This is a genomic window from Mesosutterella porci (genome assembly GCF_022134585.1).
GTDB lineage: Bacteria > Pseudomonadota > Gammaproteobacteria > Burkholderiales > Burkholderiaceae_F > Mesosutterella > Mesosutterella porci.
The window spans coordinates 1-1808 of sequence record NZ_JAKNCT010000026.1; the positions used below are offsets into that span (position 1 = coordinate 1).

Below are 1808 nucleotides of genomic sequence, written 5' to 3' on the forward strand. Positions count from 1 at the left end.
CGTGAAATCCGCAAAATTTATACTGTGTAGGTCAGATTGATGGCCTTGGCACACCCACGCGGTCAAATATCTGCAGCTGCTTCTGCGTGATTTCGGAGAGCCGGGGAGTGATGCCTTCCCCGGAGAACATCTGGATGTTCATCAGCTCGTTGAGCAGCTGCCTGAGCGAATACTGTTCGTAGAGCCTCGGGTACTTAACCCCGTTGACTTCCGTCTCTTTTTCCATTTCGTAGGAAAGCGCCGCCACCATCGTGAGTGCAATCATGCAGACGAGAAGCTTCCCCTTGAGCGTGTCATCCCGGTGCACCCCCGCAGCGGCGAACCCCAGGCCTGTCTGAAGATTGGAGAAAGTTTTTTCAACGCAATCCCGTCCCCGGTAAATGGACAGGGTCTCCTGGGCGCTGCTGACGCTGTTGCTGGCAAACGCGAAGAATCCCCTGTAGCGCACGGCCTTGTCGATGGCCGGGAAATTCCTGGCCAGCACCGAACCGTCGCCGGGACGTCCTTCGGAAGGCATGAACAGCCCCCGAATCGGGGCTGTTGCGCTGGCTGTGCCGTCAGCCCAGGCCTTTTCATATTCACTGAGCTTTTTGTCCATGAGCTCCATGCCCAGGGATTCATTGCTGTTGCTGCGGAAGGTGTGCACCCAGACGGGATGCTCGTCTCCATTGCTGTCTGGAATCATCACCCTGCGGGTGACTCCGAACAGGCCGTATTCGCCCATGTAATGCGCTGATTCCCAGTATTTCGGCATGTCTGCGTCAATGCAGTCCCTGACCAGCCTCATGGATGTCTTCTGCCCGACGATGAATTTGACGGACGACCGGCAGAGCTCGGCCAGATTCTCACAGCTGTCGTATCCCCTGTCGAGTACGGCGACAGCGTCTCTGGTGATGCCTAAATCGTCCCAGCGGCAGATCAGGTCGTGAACCGTTTTGACGTCGGGAATGTTTCCGGGCAGGACCCGGAACATGACCGGTATGCGGCTTTTCTGCCCGCAAAGAATCGCCAGGCCGATTTCCTGCTGGAAGTTTCCCTGCTTGCTCGGAGCCCACCTGACGTCATCGATGTTCCTTGAAGTTGAAGCGATTTTTGTGCTGTCGTAGGCGAGAAACTCTTTGGCCCTGACATGCGTAGTCCGGGCATGGAAAAACCTGTGGAGGGCGCTTTGATCCTGCCCCACTTTCATCAGCAGCCTGCTGACAGCCTGCGACGGCAGCGCTGCATCCGACGGCACTCGGAATCTGGGCTGCCACTGCGGATAGATTGACAGTGAAGAGTTTGATTCGATGACCATGAAAAGAGCCAGAGACAAAAGCTGCAGGGCTGTTTCCTCGCCATAGACATCGATAAGATCCTGCTTTAAATGGACCTTTTCGGCAAGGGCGGTGAGCAGAGACGTGGCACCGACGCTGCGGCTGACGACCTTTGAAAGATCGATCGTTTCGGCCAGCTCCTTCCCTGCGTCACTGGCGGAAAGGCGTGGGTTCGCCTTGTAGCGCTTGTTGGGAATGAAATGGCCGTTGACCACCTTGCCAATGTAGAGCCGCCGCTGTTTTTCCTTGTTATGGGTAGTAGCGTTCTTGTCGTAGTAATACGACGGAAAGAAGACGTAGGAAACTCCGTTTTTGGATTTTTGGAGCAGGGCTCCTTCAGGAATCTCAGTCATGGCAGAACAGAAATCAATTCTATATAGTTATAATTATACTGTGTTTTCTCCGAAAAATAAACCCTCTTTCGAGGGATTAATTGACTGAAATCAAAAATATTTTTGCTCTTAACTAGTTATAAATTTTGCGGAATTTACG

Annotated in this window: 1 protein-coding gene; it reads right to left on the bottom strand. The window is 53.6% G+C overall.

Annotated features, from left to right (window positions below; translation table 11 throughout):
• Nucleotides 1–31 precede the first annotated feature (31 nt).
• Nucleotides 32–1669 carry an IS1634 family transposase gene (locus MAF45_RS11210; RefSeq protein ID WP_237980736.1) on the bottom strand — a complete coding sequence of 546 codons (1638 nt, stop codon included), beginning with the start codon at nucleotides 1667–1669 and terminating at the stop codon, nucleotides 32–34.
• Nucleotides 1670–1808 lie beyond the last annotated feature (139 nt).

What these genes read in the sequence shown, in the direction of transcription:
- MAF45_RS11210 (WP_237980736.1), bottom strand. Translation starts at nt 1,669, where the DNA reads ATGACTGAGATTCCTGAAGGAGCCCTGCTCCAAAAATCCAAAAACGGA.